General features: G+C 56.5%; 19 protein-coding genes, 1 tRNA gene and 1 riboswitch. Of the genes, 12 read left to right on the top strand and 8 right to left on the bottom strand.

What is annotated here, in order from left to right; translation table 11 throughout:
* The first annotated feature begins 113 nt into the window (after positions 1-113).
* A complete protein-coding gene (locus H6F57_RS22845; protein WP_190624467.1) occupies positions 114-545 on the top strand; it encodes a pentapeptide repeat-containing protein in 432 nt (143 codons plus the stop codon).
* 169 nt (positions 546-714) lie between these two features.
* Here H6F57_RS22845 and H6F57_RS22840 read toward each other — a convergent pair.
* Together H6F57_RS22840 and H6F57_RS22835 are read right to left on the bottom strand one after the other, a co-directional pair.
* Positions 715-785: transfer RNA gene (locus H6F57_RS22840), tRNA-Cys, on the bottom strand.
* 149 nt (positions 786-934) lie between these two features.
* Complete coding sequence (locus H6F57_RS22835; RefSeq protein ID WP_190624466.1) at positions 935-1,753, bottom strand: creatininase family protein; 819 nt, start codon at positions 1,751-1,753, stop codon at positions 935-937.
* Between the two features lie 149 nt (positions 1,754-1,902).
* Positions 1,903-1,958, top strand: a riboswitch (Glutamine riboswitch).
* A gap of 39 nt (positions 1,959-1,997) precedes the next feature.
* Between H6F57_RS22835 and H6F57_RS22830 the strand changes: the two genes are divergently transcribed.
* The 4 genes from H6F57_RS22830 (at position 1,998) to H6F57_RS22815 (ending at position 5,457) form a co-directional block, all read left to right on the top strand.
* Positions 1,998-2,168: a DUF4278 domain-containing protein gene (locus tag H6F57_RS22830; RefSeq protein WP_190624465.1), complete on the top strand. Its 171-nt coding sequence runs from the start codon at positions 1,998-2,000 to the stop codon at positions 2,166-2,168.
* A gap of 178 nt (positions 2,169-2,346) precedes the next feature.
* Positions 2,347-3,705 carry a PAS domain-containing sensor histidine kinase gene (locus H6F57_RS22825; protein ID WP_190624464.1) on the top strand — a complete coding sequence of 453 codons (1,359 nt, stop codon included), beginning with the start codon at positions 2,347-2,349 and terminating at the stop codon, positions 3,703-3,705.
* Between the two features lie 175 nt (positions 3,706-3,880).
* Positions 3,881-4,648 (top strand): pseudouridine synthase, encoded by a 768-nt coding sequence (locus H6F57_RS22820; RefSeq protein WP_190624508.1) that lies wholly within the window; start codon positions 3,881-3,883, stop codon positions 4,646-4,648.
* A 32-nt stretch (positions 4,649-4,680) separates the two neighbouring features.
* Entirely contained in the window at positions 4,681-5,457 is a 777-nt protein-coding gene (locus H6F57_RS22815) for a RodZ domain-containing protein (RefSeq protein ID WP_190624463.1), read from the top strand.
* Between the two features lie 79 nt (positions 5,458-5,536).
* Here H6F57_RS22815 and H6F57_RS22810 read toward each other — a convergent pair whose 3' ends face one another.
* Both H6F57_RS22810 and purM read right to left on the bottom strand, forming a co-directional pair.
* Positions 5,537-6,358 carry a prohibitin family protein gene (locus H6F57_RS22810; RefSeq protein WP_347279984.1) on the bottom strand — a complete coding sequence of 274 codons (822 nt, stop codon included), beginning with the start codon at positions 6,356-6,358 and terminating at the stop codon, positions 5,537-5,539.
* A gap of 161 nt (positions 6,359-6,519) precedes the next feature.
* On the bottom strand, positions 6,520-7,572 hold the full coding sequence (purM, locus tag H6F57_RS22805) for a phosphoribosylformylglycinamidine cyclo-ligase (RefSeq protein ID WP_190624461.1): 1,053 nt from the start codon (positions 7,570-7,572) through the stop codon (positions 6,520-6,522).
* A gap of 618 nt (positions 7,573-8,190) precedes the next feature.
* On the opposite strand from purM, the gene H6F57_RS27720 reads away from it, so the two are divergent.
* The 3 genes from H6F57_RS27720 to H6F57_RS22790 all read left to right on the top strand — a co-directional run bounded on the left by H6F57_RS27720 (position 8,191) and on the right by H6F57_RS22790 (position 12,126).
* Positions 8,191-9,300, top strand: a complete 1,110-nt coding sequence (locus H6F57_RS27720) for a septal ring lytic transglycosylase RlpA family protein (RefSeq protein WP_190624460.1) — start codon at positions 8,191-8,193, stop codon at positions 9,298-9,300.
* A gap of 255 nt (positions 9,301-9,555) precedes the next feature.
* Positions 9,556-11,127, top strand: a complete 1,572-nt coding sequence (locus H6F57_RS22795; RefSeq protein ID WP_190624459.1) for a bifunctional pantoate--beta-alanine ligase/(d)CMP kinase — start codon at positions 9,556-9,558, stop codon at positions 11,125-11,127.
* 138 nt (positions 11,128-11,265) lie between these two features.
* Positions 11,266-12,126 (top strand): shikimate dehydrogenase, encoded by an 861-nt coding sequence (locus H6F57_RS22790; protein ID WP_190624458.1) that lies wholly within the window; start codon positions 11,266-11,268, stop codon positions 12,124-12,126.
* Between the two features lie 109 nt (positions 12,127-12,235).
* On the opposite strand, the gene H6F57_RS22785 is transcribed toward H6F57_RS22790, so the two are convergent.
* Both H6F57_RS22785 and H6F57_RS22780 read right to left on the bottom strand, forming a co-directional pair.
* Entirely contained in the window at positions 12,236-13,567 is a 1,332-nt protein-coding gene (locus H6F57_RS22785; protein ID WP_190624457.1) for a serine hydrolase, read from the bottom strand.
* 116 nt (positions 13,568-13,683) lie between these two features.
* Positions 13,684-14,055 (bottom strand): hypothetical protein, encoded by a 372-nt coding sequence (locus H6F57_RS22780; RefSeq protein WP_190624456.1) that lies wholly within the window; start codon positions 14,053-14,055, stop codon positions 13,684-13,686.
* Between the two features lie 71 nt (positions 14,056-14,126).
* Between H6F57_RS22780 and recR the strand changes: the two genes are divergently transcribed.
* The 4 genes from recR (at position 14,127) to H6F57_RS22760 (ending at position 17,536) form a co-directional block, all read left to right on the top strand.
* Entirely contained in the window at positions 14,127-14,720 is a 594-nt protein-coding gene (recR, locus tag H6F57_RS22775; protein ID WP_190624507.1) for a recombination mediator RecR, read from the top strand.
* A 149-nt stretch (positions 14,721-14,869) separates the two neighbouring features.
* Positions 14,870-15,514, top strand: a complete 645-nt coding sequence (locus tag H6F57_RS22770) for a histidine phosphatase family protein (RefSeq protein WP_190624455.1) — start codon at positions 14,870-14,872, stop codon at positions 15,512-15,514.
* 13 nt (positions 15,515-15,527) lie between these two features.
* Entirely contained in the window at positions 15,528-16,181 is a 654-nt protein-coding gene (locus H6F57_RS22765) for a histidine phosphatase family protein (protein WP_190624454.1), read from the top strand.
* A 134-nt stretch (positions 16,182-16,315) separates the two neighbouring features.
* Complete coding sequence (locus tag H6F57_RS22760) at positions 16,316-17,536, top strand: PQQ-dependent sugar dehydrogenase (RefSeq protein WP_190624453.1); 1,221 nt, start codon at positions 16,316-16,318, stop codon at positions 17,534-17,536.
* Between the two features lie 273 nt (positions 17,537-17,809).
* On the opposite strand, the gene H6F57_RS22755 is transcribed toward H6F57_RS22760, so the two are convergent.
* Together H6F57_RS22755 and H6F57_RS22750 are read right to left on the bottom strand one after the other, a co-directional pair.
* Positions 17,810-18,034, bottom strand: coding sequence for a DUF2811 domain-containing protein (locus H6F57_RS22755; RefSeq protein ID WP_242024713.1), 225 nt, complete (start codon positions 18,032-18,034; stop codon positions 17,810-17,812).
* A gap of 807 nt (positions 18,035-18,841) precedes the next feature.
* Positions 18,842-18,997, bottom strand: a 156-nt coding sequence (locus tag H6F57_RS22750) for a transposase (RefSeq protein ID WP_190507635.1), incomplete at its 5' end; no start/stop codon positions are given.

Genomic DNA, 18,997 nt, shown 5'->3' with positions numbered 1-18,997 from the left:
ACTGCTTAGAGCAGAGTGCACGCGAAACGGAGGGGTAATAGAAAGCTACTTCCGTCAGCTAGGACTCAACTAAATAGTACTGGCACTGATCACCAATAGCGGAGGATTCCTCCATGAAACTCACTCTACTCGCCGGGGCCGCGATCGCTATCCCATTAGCGCTCAGTTTACCCGCCCAGGCCGAAAACCCGGTCCATGTACAACAGCTCCTCGAAACCAACCTCTGTCAAGGCTGTGATTTGTCGGGTGCTAATCTAACCCAGGCTCACCTAATCGGTGCTGACCTGCGCGACGCCAATTTAGAAGGCGCGACTCTCTTAGAATCTAACCTAGAGGGGGCTGACTTAAGTGGTGCCGACTTGACTAGCGCCAACCTCACCGGAGCCTTTTTGACCAACGCCCTACTCGAAAATGCCACGCTTGACGAGGCAAACCTAACCGATGCCCATATCTACTTCGCCGATATCACTGGAGCTTCATTCTTAAATGCTGACCTGACAGGGGCAGACGTTGTGGGCACTCCCCTCAGTGTTGGTGGCGACTAGCACCGGCAAATAGCCTACTTGCGCTATCTATTTTTGGGCCTGTGTCTGCACCAGCCGCTAAATTAGTGTGTTGCAAGCTTGGTTTTAGAGGATCGAAGGATCTTTTTTCTCTTGTAACAGCGCCAATAGTCTGCAAGTACAGCCTACTTAGCTCTTGATCTACCCTTAAAGGCGACACCCGGATTCGAACCGGGGGTGGAGGTTTTGCAGACCTCTGCCTTACCACTTGGCTATGTCGCCGCCTTATCAGTTTTTGAGTATAGCAAACTCGGGGGCGTGATCTGGCGATCGCCCCCAACAGCCTTTGACAAATCCTTATCTACCCCAGAGACCGACAGGTTAACCTATCGGTCTCTGGGGCGATCGCGGTAGGCCTGTCTCTTAGAGGTCTAAGGTAAGCAGGCTGGGTCAGTGTGGGGCTGACGAAATCGATAAATATCCTCCAATGCTGTCGCCCAACTGGTGGCCAAAGAGGTGAGGATCTGCTCCCCTTTTTCCTCGGTCGCCACGGTCGGGTCTCCCAAAACTCCGCTAGCGCTTAGATCGCGGGTTACCCAGGCAAAGGGCAAGGCTCCCTCCATGGTAAGCCAGCTATCCGTTGGCAAGTTTTGAGGAAACTCGGCCTTTGCCTCAGCCATCCGCACCTGCTCAGGCATAATCGATAGCATCAGGCTGGTCTCGGCATCCCCGGCGTGAATGCCTAGCTCCATCTCTTTGGGTGTCAGCAAATCACCAGCGCAGTTTGGTACCGCCCACACAAAGAGAGGAAACACCATCAAATCACTGTGAACCTGATGCAGATCTCGTGCGGCAACTTCTAGCACCTGGGGCTGGCCGCCGTGGGCATTGAGCAGCACCAGCTTGCGAAATCCAGCTCGGTAGATGCTTTTGGCGACATCATAGATTACCTTCATCAGGGTTTCAGCCGAGAGGGTGATCGTGCCCGGAAAATGCCAGTGCTCGTTAGATTTGCCGTAGTACAGGGGAGGCAGGCTGTAGACCGGTACTGCGTCATCTAGCTGAGCCAGGGCATTGCCGAGCACGGTTGTGCAGATAGCGCTGTCTACGGCGAGGGGTAAGTGGGGCCCATGCTGCTCGATGGCTCCCATCGGCTGCACAATTACTACATTGGCGCGATCGGGCATGGCTGCGATGTCAGTCCAGGTGAGATAGGCAAAGTAGCGGTGGGGAGGAATAGGGCCGTGCATAGTTCTTTAGAGGGGGTTAGAGAATTTAGAGCTGCTTACAACCCCAAGCCCAAGGAACGTGGGGCTCCATGTTCCTTGGGCTTGGGGTTGTAAGGATAAAAAAGACTTGACATTTACGGGTAGAACGGTAACAATGAATACAGAAACAAATCGTTCATCTCTCAGTGAGAGACGGAAGTAGAGCTTCAGCTCGAAGGAACGCGCCTCTGTTTATACACCTTCATTCTTTAAGGAGAGGCGAGAGATGTCCTTGAAATATCGCGGCGTTGATTACGAACCGGCTATTGCTCAGGTCAATGTGTCTGAAGAAGTTATCGGTCGCTACCGTGGCGCTGTTGCTACCCGCCATGTAGCACCCCAGATTCAAGCTGAGCACCCCCAGGGTCTCAAGTATCGTGGGGCCACTGTCCGATAAGCTAAGTTTGCCCGGTTAGGCTGAGCGGTGGTTTTAGCTGTAAGGCTGGAGCCACCGCCAACTATTTTTAATGGGTAGGAGATTACCTGAGTCGTCATTTTACTGAAGCACCTCCGTGGGGGTGCTTTTTTGTGCGATAGGCTTGGACAAGACGTGATCGCTGCGGCCGGGAAAAAGCTTGGTTATCTTTGCATATCTGCTGGGGTTAGCTACAGGAGTGCTACTGCTATTTTGGCAGCAGCGGCAGCAGCGGCAGCAGCGGTACCGCGAGCGGCGTTTAATTAAGACACTGCAAGCGACCGATTGGCCCACTGCCCTAGAGCAGGTTGAGCAGTTAGTAAAAACCCAGCCTCAGCAGCAGCGGCAGCTGCAATCGCTGGGCACTAGCCGCGATACCCTAGAGCGCATTTTACAGACGGCTCCCATCGGTTATCTACAGGTCGATGAAGAAAACCAGCTGGTTTGGTGCAACGACCAAGCCAACCGATTGCTCAAAATGAATCAGCCCCTGACGGGGCCAGTGCAGCGTCGCCGTCTGCTGCTAGAGGTCGCCCGCTCCTACGAACTCGACGCGCTGATTGAAGAAACCCGTGAGAAGCAAACCTGCTGCCAGCGCGAGTGGATGCTCTATCAGATTTCTCCGGATCCACTGCACCCTAAAGAAGAGCCCACTTTTCCCCTGCGGGGCTATGCCATTCCCCTCGACGGGGGGGAAGTTGGCGTATTTTTAGAGAACCGCCAAGAGGCCGCGTTGCTGGTGCAGCAGCGCGATCGCTGGACCTCTGACGTCGCCCATGAACTCAAGACCCCCCTGACATCCATTCGCCTGGTGGCCGAAACCCTCCAGCCCCGCGTTGATGAGAGTCAACGCCGCTGGCTTGACCGCTTGGTTAACGAAACCATTCGGCTCAGCAACTTAGTCGAAGATCTATTGAATCTCAGCCGTCTCCAGGGTGACCAGTTTCAGGGCCTGAGCCTCAAGCCTGTCGATCTGCCCCAGCTGGTTCAACGGGCCTGGATTAGTCTAGAACCTCTGGCCGAGGTCAAAGCACTCAAGCTAGCTTACGATGGCCCCTGCCACTGCATAACGAGTCTCGATGAGCCGCTCTTTCATCGGGTGCTGCTAAACCTGATCGACAACGCTATTAAGCACAGTCCCAGTCGCGCCACCGTATATGTTCGGTTGTCAGAGCCAAGGTCTGCCCTAGCGTTGGGTCACGATGCCGAAAACTCAGAGCCAGATACGCTAATCCTCGACGTGATGGATATGGGACCGGGCTTTAATGCTAAAGATCTGCCTTATATTTTTGACCGCTTTTATCGAGCCGATCCCTCACGCACTCGCGCTGACTCGCTAGTTGACCTGATTCCTGTAAATGCCGGGACCGCTTCAGAAATTGGCCGGGGTACAGGGCTGGGCCTAGCCATTGTGAGTCAAATTATAGAGGCTCACAATGGCACAATTACCGCCGCCAATCACCCCGAGCTGGGTGGCGGCTGGCTGCGGCTGCGGTTGCCGGCTACCCAGGCTGAGTAGCTTGCTATAAGGGGTGTTTCGTCGCCCTTGACCGCCAGCCCATTGACTGAGTTAAGCAGCGCTACTTAGAGATCTTAGTAAGAACTTATACTCAGATGCCCTAGATTGCTGCCATAATTGTTAAGCAGGATGACTAAACCCTGCCGGGGTCACCCTATCTATGCGTCACCACGTCATGGCAGAACGGCTACAAAAAATTCTCTCTCAGTACGGGGTTGCCTCCCGACGGCAGGCCGAGCAGATGATTGAGGCTGGGCAGGTGCAGGTTAACGGTGTCGTAGCCCACTTGGGCCAGCGGGCTGACCCTAGCTGCGATCGCATAGAAGTCAATCAACAACCCCTCCAGGCCCATCATCGGCCTACCCAGCACTATCTGCTCCTGCACAAGCCCCTTGGCATGGTGTCTACCTGTGCGGATCCTCAGGAGCGCCTTACCGTGCTGAATGCTCTACCCCCTGAGCTGCAAACCGTTGGCATTCACCCCGTAGGGCGACTAGATGCCTACACAACTGGAGCGCTGCTGCTCACCAACGATGGTGACTTCACCTTCCGGCTCACTCATCCCCGCCATGACGTCTCTAAAACCTATCGGGTGTATCTCGATGGTCAGCTGTCGCCCTCAGCCCTCGACGCTTGGCGACAGGGTATCTGGCTCGATCGCCAGCTGACCCGCCCTGCCCAAGTGCGAGTGATTGCCACCAACCCCAACCAAACCCAGCTTGAGGTTATTCTTCAAGAAGGGCGCAACCGGCAGATCCGCCGAGTGGCCAAGGCCCTAGGTCATCGGGTGATAAACTTACACCGAACCGCAGTGGGTTCAGTCACGCTGGGCAACTTAGGTGTGGGGGCTTACAGGGCTTTATCATCTGCCGAAATTGAGGCATTATTAGCTGAGTCATTGGTTCAATCAACCTCTCAGCAAACTGTCTCCGTCACTCATTAGCTGTTCGCCGTCTTGAGCTAGATTTTCCCTGTATGAAGACAAAAGAGTTGGTTGACCCTAATGCCCTCTACCGAGAACAGCTCTCGGAACTTGGTGCTCTGCTGCGATTGGCTCGCCAGCAGCAGGAGCAAAGCCTAGAGGTCATGGCTGAAAAAACCCTAATTCGTCCTACCCTGTTGACCGCCATTGAACAGGGCGATCTAGATGGGCTGCCCGAACCGGTCTACATCCGTGGTCTCCTGCGCCGCTACGGCGATGCCCTTGACCTCGACGGCGAGACCCTCGCCAGTCAGTTTTTTACTCCACCCCGCATCCAGCGGACCTCATGGAAAGAGACTCCAGCCGCACAGCTGCGCCCTTTGCACCTCTATGGGGCCTATTTTTTGCTGCTGGTCGCGGCCGTTAGCGGACTATCCTACGTGCTGCGGCAGACGGCCCCAGAAGTGACTATATTGCCTCCCTTAAACCCCCTGGAGGGGGTCGAGGCACCGGCTAACCCAGCGAATAATACCCCTGCCCCCGCCGCTATCGAGCCTGAGGATCCTCAAGCTCCGATCAAAGTCAAAATGACGCTCACGGCCCAGTCTTGGCTGCGCGTGACCTCTGACGGTAGAACTGAGTTTGAAGGCATTTTGCAGCCCGGCGATACCCGTCTATGGACCGCAGATCAAGCCTTAACGGTTCGAGCAGGCAATGCTGGTGCTGTAATGGTCAGCCATAACGACAAACAGGCCGAAGCCCTGGGTCAGCCTGGGATGGTGCGAGAGATTACCTACTCCCCCATTGATGCCATTAGCCTAGCCTGGTAAACCCCTGTTCTGAGAGACGCTGACCCTGCTTGCGCCATTTTAACGGCGCAAGCAGGGTCATGCTTTTTGGGCCACTGGGCTAGCCTGGCTGATCTGTCTCGTCACTGGCGACCTGCTGTAGGTCAAACAGGAGCGGCATATTGCTCCCTTGACCCATCACCAAGACTCTGGGGACTTGAGCGCCTCCTCCTTTCCAAGCCTCGATCGCCTCTTTTTGCAGGACGAGCTGACCACCCTTGGCCTTTAGGGTTTCAGCAATCAAGCGCTGGGCTTCGGCGCGGCCCTTGGCCCGGTTGATTTCGGCTTGTGCTTCCTGCTCTGCTTCTTGCGCAATGTAGACGGCGCGGCGGGCGCGCTGTTCGGCAATTTGCTTATCTTCTACGGCCTTGGCAAAATCGGTCGAGAAAGTCAAGTCGACCACGCTGGTATCTAGCACCAAAATGCCGTACTTAGCCAAGCGTGTGGTGAGGGCATCGTCAAAGTCTTGCTTGAGTTCGGCCCGCTGGGTGATTGCCTCTTCGACCGTGCGGCGAGCGGCGGCGATCTTAAACGACTCCTGGGTCTGGGGTGCCACAATTTTGGATACCAAGTTTTCGAGTGTGCCTTGGGTGCGGCGAATGTTCACGACCTCAGTAGGGTCAAGGCGAAAGTTAATAGCAAAGCGGCCCGAGAGGTCTTGCAGATCTTTGGTGGAGCTTTGGGCTGGCACCTCAAACTTCTGCACCGTGACGTCGTACACATCGACCGTAGACACGATCGGTGGCTTCAGGTGAATGCCTTCTATCAGCGCTCCATCCTGAGATTTTCCCAAAACACTCAATACCCCAGCCTGTCCAGGGTTAATAATGACAAAGCTGCTGGTTAACAGAGCCAAGGCCACAATGGCGAGAAAGCTCAGCACCACTGGTGGCCAGTTTAGCGTCGAAGATTTCAACGGATGTTCCTAATCATGCTGCCCCTCTACGGTATCGGCTATTGAGGCAGAACGGGGGGTTCTTCAGCAAGGCTTCGGATCAGCGCTGTCGTTGAGTGATGCCGTGGTGCTTCATTAAGGTGAGGAGGCTACTCGGGCAGGCCCGTTACCGATCCCGATCCCGAGATCACCTCGCCCACCAGGTGGGCTTCGACCTGGTGCTGGGCCAACCAGGCGAGGGCGCGATCGCTCTCTTGGGGAGGAACCACTAAAGCAAAGCCAAGGCCCATATTAAACGTGTTGTAGAGATCGGCGGCTGGCACCTGCCCCGCCTCGGCTAGCCAGCTAAACACTGGGGGCACCGGCCAGCTGCCCCTCTGGATGTGAATGCTCTGATCTGGCCCCAGGCAGCGGGGCAGGTTTTCGGGCAGACCGCCACCCGTGATGTGGGCCATGCCGTGGATAGTGAGCCCTTCTCGGCGAGCCTTGAGTACAGGCTCTACATAGATGCGCGTGGGGGTGAGAAAGATTTCCCCTAGGCTGTGGCTGCCCAGCGCCGGTATGGTTTCGTCCCAGGTATAGCCAGTGCTGGTGGCGTCAGTGCGCTGACCCTCGGCCACTACCTTACGCACTAGGCTAAAGCCGTTGCTGTGCACACCGCTGCTAGCTAAGCCAATGATGCGATCGCCCACCTGCACCTGACTGCCATCTAAAATCTGAGACTTCTCGACTACACCGACACAGAACCCCGCTAAGTCGTATTCACCCGGGCCATAGAAGCCGGGCATCTCGGCGGTTTCGCCCCCCAACAGAGCACAGCCGGCCAGCCGGCAGCCAGCCGCAATGCCCTCTACCACCTCCGCTAGGGCGGCGGGCTCGAGCTTGCCCGTAGCCAAATAGTCGAGAAAAAATAGCGGTTCGGCCCCGCTGGTAAGAATGTCGTTCACGCACATGGCTACCAGATCGATACCGACGGTGCTGTGGCGCTGGGTGATCTGGGCAATTTTGAGTTTGGTCCCCACGCCATCGGTGCCCGACACCAGCACGGGCTCGCGGTAGCCAGCGGGCAGTTCGCAGAGGCCGCTGAAGCCTCCCAAGCCCCCTAACACCTCTGGGCGGCGAGTGCTGTCTACCAGGGTGCGAATGCGCTGCACAAAGTCACGCCCTGCCTCTACGTCTACACCAGCATCCCGATAGTCCATGGGGTCAATCTCCTGTATGGCCAGTCTCTTACCTTAGAAACGGGGGTGAGCTTCGTCAATGGGCAAGAGAATCAGCAGCGGCGATCGCCCCAGTCGCAGTTCTAACTTTCTATCTTTTGGATCCAAAAAGGCTATTTCCCTAGTGCTTATTCAAGGCGTCAGGGGGTTGATTTTGACCTTAATAGGGCATCGTCATCAGGGACATTTGGCAACCAAACGCACGTTTAGGGTTCTGGGAACTTCACCTTTTGTTGACGGAACTCTGTCAAAACGATGAACAGATTGATTAATCTTACATAACTCGGTTGACTCCATAGATAAATAATTCGAAAGTTGACCGAGGTGGCTTAGACCCGGCAAGCCCAGCTACAACAGCGGGTTGAGCCAGTTATGGCAGGTCAGCTACTTTTTTGTTTTGTAGTCAAGGGCTAAGCCTGCCGGTAGATGCCCGGATTCGCAAAGTCATCCGAACGTGCTAGGTTACATTTCGTCAAAAAAACCGAAGACCAATTTGCAACGGGTATGGGATTTAAGGCAATTCCTGTGCTGCCTGTTCTGAGTCATTTTCCGTGACCAGGATTTATCCCCTGCTCCTCCTGCTGAATTCTTTTGGTGTAAATGAAACATCGCGTATTGGGCGGACTGACGGTTGCCGTCGCTATGTCCGTCTTTGGAGCACCTTTGCCTACTCAAGCCCAGGATAGCGGCGATAACAGTCTCTCCCTGGATCCAGAAGCGGAGCATCATGCCAATGTTCTTTCTCAAACTCCTGAGTCAGGTTTGCTGACGAATTCTGACTCTCCAGTTCTTGAGCCTAGCGAGCCAGACTCAGCATTATTACTTCAATCCTCTGGTTCTACTGACGACATTCTCGGGACAGCGACTGTCTTTCCCCACGCCCTAGAGGCCCCTCAAGGCCATCCTGCCGAACCCGACACAGCGCTATCGCTTCAGCCCCCTGGCTCTGCCGATCCGCTCGAGACAGCGACCGTCTTTTCCCACGCCCTAGACTCCCGTCAAGCAGCTACCGTTTACATTCGCTCGATTCCGGTTGTCACCTTGGTGGGCGGCGAGCTAGAAACTCTGAGTGCCAGCCTTGGTACCGTTGCCGTCGCCTCAGATGCCCAACCCCAGCACCGAGCCGAGACCGTTGTGTCTCGTCTACAGGAGCTGGCCGCTAACGGCGACGCTGACACTATTGTGGCCCGCTGGGACAGCGATGATGAGTCATTTGTGGTGGCTTGGGGAGAAGAATCCCTAATCACCCTTGATAGCGAGACGATTTTGCCCGACACCACTGGCAACCCTGGTGAAGATGCGCTTCAGATCGCCAACCGACTACGGCGGCTGCTGGGCGATGCCCCTCCCCTGGCTAGCATTGAGGGCCTACCCGAACCTTCGGCTTCCGACACCCGAGTTGGCATCGTAACCTCTACCCTCACTGGCATGGCCTCCTGGTATGGGCCTGGGTTCCACGGACGACGTAGCGCCAGCGGTGAGGTGTTTAACCAAAACGACCTGACGGCTGCCCACCGCACTTTGCCCTTTGGCACTCGAGTGCGGGTGACTAATGTATCTACGGGGCAGTCTGTGGTGGTGCGCATCAACGATCGCGGCCCTTTCAGCCACGGTCGGGTGATTGATCTTTCAGCCGCAGCGGCCACCAATATTGGCTTGAGGGCCAGCGGAGTGGCGCGCGTGCAGCTAGAGGTGCTGTCGGCTGAGTAGTTGATCTGCCCAACCTGGCTGCTCTGGAGATTGCTCCTTTGGGGGTTTGAGCTAGCCCTCTTTACCAACTTGGTTAGAGAGGGCTTTTGACGGTGTGCTCTAGCCTTGGCGCTACAAAAGAGCTGAAGTAAAGTCATGGAAGAGTAGGGCACTGGCAATATGCTCATGACTTTAAATCTGGTACGGTATTACCTTTGGAGCGAGGTGGCCAGAAACTCAGCTGTCACACACTCACGCAGTAGAGGGTAAGAGATTGTGCGAGTACTCAAGACAGTTGAAGGAGTAAGACGCTATTTGGGCCAAATGCGCCGCGAGCAGAGCGCCGAGGACGGCGTAGCGGTGGGGCTGGTGCCGACCATGGGCAATTTGCACCAAGGCCATCTAAGCCTGATTGAACGGGCTCGGCTGGAGAACGGGGTGGTTGTAGTCAGCATTTTTGTGAATCCGCTGCAGTTTGGCCCCCTAGAGGATTTGGCTCGTTACCCTCACACTCCCGAGCAAGACCTGTGGCTGTGTGAACAGGCTGGGGTCGATGCGGTGTTTATGCCAACTGCCACTGCCTTCTATGGCGCTGCTCAGCCCCGGGCTGACGCCATGACTCGGGTGATGCCGCCAAGGGCAATGGTGGCGGTGCTGTGTGGCCCCCACCGGCCAGGTCACTTTGAGGGGGTGGCGACAGTAGTAACTAAGTTGTTGAGTTTGGTGGCTCCCGATCGCGCTTACTTTGGCTATAAAGATGCTCAACAGCTGGCCATTCTCAAACGCTTGAGCCGCGATCTTAACCTGCCTGGGCAACTGGTCGGTTGCCCTACGGTACGCGAGACGAGCGGTTTGGCTCTGAGCTCCCGCAACAGCTACTTGAGTGAGGTCGAGCGACAGCAGGCGGCAGTTATCTACCGAGGGTTGTTGGCAGCCCAGCAGTGCTTTCAAGCTGGTGAGCGGCTGAGTACTGCCCTGATAGCGGCTGTGTATGCGGAACTGTCTCAGGAGCCTGCCCTAAGCCCTCAATACGTTGAGATGGTGCACCCCGAAACCCTGCAACCCCTTGAGCGGGTGGAGACGTTGGGGATGCTGGCGGTGGCGGCCCACCTGGGTACCACGCGGCTAATTGACAACATGTTGCTGCGCGATCGCCAGCCGATTGTGGCCATTGATGGGCCGGCTGGGGCCGGTAAGTCGACTGTGGCTCGCCAAGTGGCCGAACGGCTAAACCTGCTTTATCTCGACAGCGGCGCGATGTATCGGGCGGTGACCTGGCTGATTCTGGAGCGCGGCATTGACGTGCAGGACGAGGTTGCGATCGCAGAGCTCGTGCAGGACTGTGAAATTCGCCTAGAGGCCTCAGGCCATGACTCGGCTTTTGCCGCCTATCCTAGCCGCATCTGGCTCAATGGCCAGGAAGTGACCCAGGCCATTCGCAGCACCGCCGTCACGGCTGAGGTCTCGGCAGTGTCAGCTCAGCCCACGGTGCGCGAGATTCTCCTGCGCCAGCAGCAGCAGTATGGCGTTACCGGCGGTGTTGTCATGGAAGGTCGGGACATTGGCACCCAGGTGTTTCCCCAAGCGGAGCTGAAAATTTTTCTCACCGCGTCGGTAGGTGAACGGGCTCGCCGCCGCCAGCGCGACTTAGCTGCCCAAGATCAGCCAGCCGTATCCCTCAGCAATCTGGAGCAGGCCATTGGTGAGCGCGATCGCAAAGATAGCAGTCGCCGGGTGTCGCCCCTGCGTCAGGCCGATGATGCGATCGCACTCAACACCGACGGCCTCTCCATCGAGGATGTGGTGAGCAAAATAGTTCAGCTCTTTAAATCTAGGGTGGAGCGATAAGTAGATAGGAAAGTAGGGAGATGAGGAAGATAGGGCAGTAAATTCAACGTTCCTAGACAATACCTAATCGTTCTACCCCTCGCCTTCCTCTTCCTCCTCATCTCCCTCACCGTCCCTATCCCCTCACTCCCAGATCCCATGCCCATCACCGGAACTACCCAAATCCTTGGCATCATTGGCGACCCGGTTACCCACTCCCTGTCCCCGGTGATGCACAATGCTGCTCTGGCAGAACTTGGGGCTGATTATATCTATGTACCCTTCCCAGTACTGGCAGAAGGGCTTGAGGCGGCGATCGCTGGCTTTGCTGCCACTGGGGTACAGGGGTTCAGCATTACCATTCCCCATAAGCAGGCCATTCTGCCTCTGTTGGCAACAGTTACTGACGCAGCCCAGGCGGTAGGGGCGGTTAACACGGTGTGGCGCACCGAGCAGGGTTGGGCCGGTACCAATACCGACGTAGCCGGGTTTGTAGCTCCGCTCAAAGCATTTAGACCTTGGGCTGGATGCACGGCTCTGGTTCTAGGCAATGGTGGGGCAGCCAGGGCAGTAGTGGCAGGCTGTGCGCAGCTGGGATTTGCATCGGTGCAGGTGGTGGGGCGAAGGGCTGAAGCTTTGGAGGCCTTTCAGCGGGGCTGGGTAAATTCGCCCCTGCAACCTCCGCTCACAGTTCATTCTTGGGAAGCGCTACCGACTTTGCTGCCCACTGCTGATCTGATTGTCAACACGACTCCCCTCGGCATGCACACAACCGCAGGCCAAACTCCCTTGGCGCCAGAAGATCTGGCTTTGGCCCCGTCCCACGCCGTAGTCTACGACTTAATCTATACGCCGAGGCCAACCCACTTGCTGGCTCTGGCCGACCAGCGGGGGTTGGCCACCTTAGACGGATTAGAAATGCTGGTGCAGCAGGGGGCAGCAGCTCTGGAGATTTGGCTAAACTGCCCGGTGCCCATAGCCACGATGCGCCAGGCCTTAATTGATTGGTTGGAGCGGTAGCTCAATATTTGAGGCAGCTTTCCTGCTGCGTAGAGCGGTTGGATCGCTTGGTTGGATTGTCTACGTTATACCGAGCCCAGAGGCGATCGCTCCCTAGGGCAAGAACGTTCTAGAGCGCTGTATCCTCAGCCCTGGCCGCCTCATGCTCAAAGCCATTGTGGGTGAGCAGGTGCTGAATGACGCCAGCAATAATCGCTTGCATAGCCGCTTCGTTGGTGCTGTGGTCGAGGGTAGCGGTGATGATATAGCGTTGATTGCCCACCCCAACTGCTGTGGTGGTGCCTAGCACCTTAGAATTGCGGCCGGTTTTTTCGCCCAACCAGTCGGTAGGGGGACTCACAGCTGCGTGGCCCAGGTTGCGATCGCGCTGGTCGGCCAAAGCCGCTTCTATTAGGTCAGCTCCCGAAAACTCCCGGTTGTAAATAGCCACCATCATGTCGGTTAGCTCGTCGGTGGTGATGGCGTTGGGGGCGCTACCGGCGTTGGCTGGGTAGGTGGCTTCTCCTACCAGCTTTTTGGTGACGCGGGTGGCTTGGTAACCTCGACTACGCAGACTTTGATTGATGTCATCCCAGCCGATGTAGTCAATCAGCTGGTTGGTGGCGATATTGCCGCTGGCACTGATCATGTCGGCCATGATCTGCTCTAGGGGGTATGTGGTTCTGACCCAGGTAGAACCGGCATCCTCAGTCCAGTTGCTGGGGCTAACCCAGATAGCTGTGCTGGGGGCAGTGCCCTCTTGGTGAAGCTTGGTCATGAGCGCGATCGCCACCGGCACTTTAATCAGGCTGGCAGGGCTGGCCGGTGGACGGTTGCCCTGCCACCGTCGGCACTCTCGCTGCAGCGAGCACACGGTTAGGCGTACCCGCGAAGCCAGGCTAGTTTGTTCGACGATGGGCTTTAGAAAGGCTGAGCGGGCCGTGTCGTAGTGATAAGCCGCGATCGCCTGTTGATGCTCATACTGCTGTTTTTGAGCCGTTGCCTGGACCTCCCCAAACGTGTTAGGCGGAATCTGGTTCAGCGCCGCTACGGCTTTGTCCCAAAGGGTGTAGGCGGTAGCCAGGTCTTTGACGGGCAGGGAGGCGGGGTTGCCCAATGCGATCGCAGCCGCTGCGGCCTGCTCGGCTCGCTGCTGAAGCTGTCGAGCGGTTTCTTCCTGCTGTAGGCGGTAGTTAACTATGCCAAGCTGTGTCAGCACATCGGCGGGCGGGGGCTCCACCCCAGAGCGAGTGGCCACCATCACGGTGGGGTAATGGCTGAGTTCAACTCCCAGGCGATCGCGCAGACGATACAGCTCTGCCAAGGTCTCAACCTTGGGCACAGCGACCGTAGCCTGATTTTGCTCAGGTGCCGCCACTGGAAACTTGGGCAGCGCCACATTGGCCATCAAAACACCCAGTATCACCGTGGGCTTTAACACCTGTAACCAGACAGAATGCATTGCTCCCCGTCCTGAGTACAGTATCGAGGTTGCCTTAGGCAACCAGATATAGGCAATTTAAGCCCTTTTTTGAGCAAAAAATGCCAGCCAAGGCACAAAATCTCGGTTTTAGGTCTTTAGCTGAGAGTCGGTGTCAAGTTTCGCTGTAAAATCGCCTGCCAGCTAGCGCTTAAGTCGTCATCACTGCGGTGGGCCTCCCAAGGGCCGGCATCGAAACCGGCGATGCTCCACTGCCCGATAATATGATCCCCATCTTCAGATACCGTTCCCGTGTAATCAATGGCTGCTTGCCCCCGGCCCAAATAACGTTTGACAAACTGTACTCGACGACCAACCACGGTGCCGCTGAGTTGGGCCTCGCCCAGATAGCCGCTGTCGAGAATGCTGCCGCTTAGGGCGTTGCCACCCTGCACCAGGGTGGCCTCAAAGCGGGTTGGGGTATCCCGTTGCCAGTAGGTGCCTAGCCACATGCCGCTCAAATCTGCCATTGGCCTAACCTTATATGCACAGCCTTACACGTACAATTTAAATACTGAGCAATCCTTAGGAGTCTGTCCCCATTTACACTCGTCCCCTGGCTCGACTGATTGAAGAATTCCAGCGGCTGCCGGGGGTTGGCCCTAAGTCGGCCCAGCGGTTGGCGCTGCACATTCTCAAGCGCCCCCAAAACGAAGTGCAGGCTTTGGCCCAGGCGCTCATAGAGGCCAAAGCTCAGGTAGGGCAGTGCTCGGTGTGCTTTCACCTATCAGCTGACCCAGTGTGCGACATCTGCCGGGCTACCAACCGCGACCCTCAGACCCTCTGCGTAGTAGCCGACTCACGAGACGTAATTGCCATTGAGAAAACCCGCGAATATCGAGGCCGCTACCACGTGCTGGGCGGTCTGATCTCGCCTATGGATGGCATTGGCCCCGAGCAGCTGAACATTGGTCCCCTGGTGCACCGGGTGAGCAAAGAGAGCACTCAGGAGGTAATTATGGCAATTAGTCCCAGCATTGAGGGCGATACCACGACTCTCTACGTGGGCCAGTTGCTGAAGCCCTTTACTCGGGTGACGCGTATTGCCTTTGGCCTGCCCATGGGGGGCGATTTAGAATACGCCGACGAGGTCACCCTAGCCCGCGCCTTGGAGGGGCGCCGAGATCTAGACTAGACCAGGGTTTAGCCAAGTCTTATACAATTCTGAACCCGTTTTGGGTTGCCCAGCCCGTAGGTTAGATTAGGGATGATCAGCCCTTTGCTGGGTGAGTGTTAAGGGCTGCTGGCTAAAGATCTACCGCGCTTGTTTACCGTCAGGCACCGATGGGAGTTTTTCTCTATTTTTTACGGCATGGCCAGACAGCCTATAGCCTCACGGGGGGCTACTGTGGCATGCCCGAAAACGACCCTGGTCTCACCCCCGAGGGCATGGCCATGGCCCAGGAGTTTGCCGAAACCTACGCCCATCTGCCCTGGAGCGCCGCCTACGTCAGCCCTCTGCGGCGAGCGGTAGAGACTGCTCGCCCGCTGTGCGATGGGCTGAACTTGGAGATGCGACTGCGCGACGGGCTGCGGGAGGTGATGTATGGCCGTTGGGAAGGCATGCACCCCACAGCGGTCGACCGCGAGCACCACGATGAATATGTGGCCTGGCTAACCGACCCAGCCTGGTATGCCCCAGTGGGGGGCGAACGCGCCGTAGATATCGCCCGTCGGTCGGCCCAGGTGCTCGATGAAATCGAGCGCACCCACCCCAGCGGACATATCTTGCTAGTGTCTCACAAGGCCACCATTCGCATTATGCTCTGCACTCTGCTGGGCATTGATGTGGGCCGTTACCGCGATCGCATGGATATGCCCGTTGCCGCCGTAAGCGTAGTCGAGCTGGGCCCGCGGGGGCCGCTGTTTCACACCATTGCCGATCGCTCTCACCTGAGCGACCAGCTGCGATCGCTCCCCTCCACCTGAGGTCAATTGCCCTATGCCCCTGAGGCTTTACCTACTCCGCAACGCTGAAACCGAGTACTGCCGTACGGGTCGCTACTGTAGCCAAGATGGGGTAGCGCTGTCGGCCCAGGGGCAGCAGATGGCCGATTATTTTGCCAAGGCCTACCACCACCTCGACTGGAGGGCGGTTTTCTGTAGCCCGCTCAGCCATGCTGCCGCCACCGTGCAGCCCCTGTGCCAGATCACGGGGCTGACGGTGCAATGTCGCGAGCACTTACGAGAGCTGTCCTTTGGGCAGTGGGAAGGTATGGCCCCCGCCGAGGTCAACACCACGTTCCACGACGACTATATTCGCTGGCTGGCTGACCCCGCCTGGAACACGCCCACCGATGGCGAAAAGGCCATGCAGGTGGCCCGCCGCAGTTCCGATGTGCTGGCCGAAATCGAAGAGGCCTATCCCGACGGTAATGTGCTGATTGTTTCCCACAAGGCTACCCTGCGGATTATGCTGTGCACCCTACTGGGGATCGATGTCGGTCGATACCGCGATCGCTTGGCCATGTCCGTCACCGCCGTGTCGCTAGTTGAGCTGATGGAGTACGGCCCCTTTGTGCGCCAGCTCAACGACCGTGCCCATTTGCCCCTTCACCTGCGGCGTCCTTGGGCTGGCAACGGCTCTGACGGCTGAGGGAGACGATTAGAAACCGACAGCTCTGTCTGTGGGTAGATGGCGCTGGCCACAGACCCTAGGGAGATTGGTTATGGAGTGCGATCGCGATCGCTGCGACCACTCACGTTTTTGTTACATACACTTCGGTTGCCATGGTGTTTACTCGGTTTACCGCTATATTTGCGCCCTGTCTGGTGCTGTTGGCCCTTGGCAGCTGCGCCTCAGCCCCTAACCCTACCGCTCAGGCTCCAACCGACACTGCCCAGGTTGAACCTAGTCAGGCTCCAGCACAGCCAACCTCTGAGCCAGTTGTGAGTCGTGTTGAGCCTGTCACGGTTGTGGAGGGTCTAGAGCATCCCTGGAGCATGGTCTGGCTACCCGATGGTGACATGCTAATTACCGAGCGGCCTGGGCGTCTGCGCCGGGTCAGTAACGGCGCTTTAGACCCCACCCCTATCGCTGGGGTGCCTGAGGTGTTGGCCTTTCGTCAGGGGGGACTATTAGACATTGCTCTGCACCCCGAGTTTGAGAACAACGGTTTGATCTACCTAGCCTACGCCGACGGCACCCAGCAGGCTAACCGCACTCAGGTGGCCCGGGCACGCCTAGAGGGCAACACCCTCTCCGACTGGACGGTAATCTTTACTAACAACCGCGATAAATCAGACGGCCAACATTTTGGCTCACGCCTGCTGTGGCTGCCCGACGGCACTCTGTTGGTGGCCTTGGGCGATGGTGGTAATCCTCCGTTACAACTCAATGGTGAGCTAATTCGTAACCAGGCCCAAAACCGCCAAACTCTGCTGGGCTCGGTGGTGCGCCTTACTGAAGAAGGCGAGGCTCCTAGCGACAATCCTTTCGTGAATGATGCAGGCGCTAACCCGCTGGTTTGGAGCTACGGTCACCGCAATATTCAGGGTTTGGCCCTTGACCCTAAAACTAGTCGGGTATGGTCTACGGAGCACGGCTCTCGGGGCGGGGATGAACTCAACCGCTTAGAGCCGGGAGAGAACTATGGCTGGCCAGTGGTGACCTACAGTGATGAATATTCGGGCGGTCCAGTTTCCACCGAGCGATCGCGTCCAGATATGGTTGATCCTCTTACCTACTGGACGCCCTCCATTGCGCCCTCAGGGCTGGCGGTGTATCGGGGCGATCGCTATCCCCAGTGGCAAGGGCAGCTGTTTGCCGGGGGGTTAGTCTCCCAAGATGTGCGCCGTATCGAGGTGGATGCCAATGGTGCCGTAGTCGATCAGGTTTCGATTCCCATTGGTCAGCGGGTGCGCGATGTGCGCCAGGGCCCCGACGGTTTTCTCTACGTACTGACCGATGACCCCAATGGTCGCCTGGTGCGTTTAGAACCAGCCTCCTAGAGAGCCTTAATGTGTAGACTCTGCTAACGCAAAAGGGCATCCCAGATGAGATGCCCTTTTCGACTTTAAACTTTGGGCTGGCTATCCTTTGAGCGTGGCTCTGACCAGCCGCTCAACCCTTCGCAACGAACGGTAAGGATGTGGTTGAGCGATCGCGGGCTTAATCCAGGGATAGGGGTTTTACTGAAATGCTCCAATTCGATCGCTTAAATAGCCGCTTTCCTGGACGGGGACCTATCCTGAAGCGCCTCCTCGACAAGGCTCCCGGCGAAGCTAGGCAGCGTAGTCAAACACCGCATCCAGATACAGACGGTTAATGCGGCGATCGCTAATGCCGTTCTGCATCAAAAATAGTGACAGCGCCGCGCAGAACACCCGATGTTGGCTCCACGATGGGTGGGTCTCTACATAGTCACGCATAGCCTCAAACAACTCCTCCGGCACCTCTACACTGAGACTAATTCTCGATGCCATTGCCGCCACTGATTGCTCACTCATCTCCACTTCCCCAATCTGAAACTAGACAGCAAAATACACCCCCCGCCAGCTGTTTAACAAGCTGGATCCCCTGCTGGCAGGGAATTTAAAGCTTGTGAACGAGCTGGAACAGAAGCGCTGTATAAGCTGGTCGCACCATTGTCACCAGAGGGCAGGGGGATGTCAATCTTGCCAACTCCTCCCCGATCCGCTATCCCCTATTTCTGGCAAACGAGACCTCAAGGGTTCCAGCGATCTCCGTCTAGGCTCTTTGTAACCGCCGACACCTAAGCGATCTAATGTACTTGTGGAGAATCCCAATTCCCAGGTTTGGTCTAAAGCACTACTCCGTCGTTCATTCCTGGGGAAAACTCTGCCAAATCTGGGGAAAACCTTGGGGAAAACTCTAGAAGAAAAAGAAAATAATATAAAATCCGCCAGGGCTGCAAATTTTTAATAGTCTAGGCGGACAAAGCGTCAGATTGTTTTGCAGTTTAGGCGCTCATGGTTCCAATCGCCGACGCTTATAGCGCTGGCCAAATGGCTTAGGATACAGGAAGCTGACAAAGCCAAAAACTGTGACGCGGTCTAGCTCACCATCTCCACTCAAGGCGTTTTGTCTTTGCTTGTCCTAACTAAAGCGGCGATAGCTATCCTCCCTCTTTAGTCACTTTCGCTAGAAAATAGCCGGAACGACGGCAATTCGTTCAGCATGGCTCAGATAAATTGATGAAAACTGAGAGTAAACAGCATTGTTTTACTCTCCTCCCGAAGTGATTAAAGAGGGATCCTTCATCAGACAGCACGCTGATCCACTAGGGCGTGTCATCAATTAAGCCAAATCACGACAGCCGCCATGTAGATTGCACTGAGAAAGGTTTCTGCGAGCTTATCGTAGCGGGTAGCAATCGCTCGATACTGCTTAAGCTTGGCAAAGAAGTTCTCAATTAGATGCCGTGCTTTGTATAACTCCTGGTCATAGTC

This window comes from Leptolyngbya sp. FACHB-60 (genome assembly GCF_014695775.1).
Classification (GTDB): domain Bacteria; phylum Cyanobacteriota; class Cyanobacteriia; order Phormidesmidales; family Phormidesmidaceae; genus Nodosilinea.
Note: the sequence above shows the minus strand (reverse complement) of the source record. Positions and strands in the feature narration are given on the sequence as shown.